Here is a 495-nt window from a genome sequence, read left to right as displayed (position 1 = left end):
GGTCGAGGACTCCGCCGGCGACCTGATCCGGCAGCTCGGCCATGTGGAGAACTTCATCGCACAGAAGGTCGACGTGATCGTCGTCAACCCCGCCGATACCGCCGATACCGCCGATACCGCCGATACCGACACGATCACCGAACGCGCCACCCAGGCCGGCATTCCGCTCGTGTACCTGAACAGCCGCCCGGAGGTGAAGGACTTCCCCCCGGGCGTGGTTTTCGTCGGCACCGACGAGAGCCAGATCGGGCGGATGCAGATGGAATACCTGGCCGAGAAGCTGGGCGGTCGGGGCAGCATCGCCATCCTCCTCGGCCGCCTGGCCCACGACGACACCCGCAAGCGCACCGACGGCGTGAAGGCCGTCCTCGCCAAGTACCCGCAGATCCAGGTGGTGGAGGAGCAGTCCGGCGACTGGCAGCGCGAGAGGGGCATGGACTTGATGAACAACTGGCTGCTGTCCGGCCGCGAGATCGACGCGGTGGTGGCCAACAA

The 495-nt window shown here is 66.7% G+C and carries 1 protein-coding gene; it reads left to right on the top strand.

Annotated elements, in window-relative coordinates; genetic code table 11:
* On the top strand, positions 1 to 495 hold a 495-nt coding region (locus ACYVD0_RS18470), incomplete at both ends, for a substrate-binding domain-containing protein (protein ID WP_460428177.1).

This window comes from Azotobacter armeniacus (genome assembly GCF_054779355.1).
Note: the sequence above shows the minus strand (reverse complement) of the source record. Positions and strands in the feature narration are given on the sequence as shown.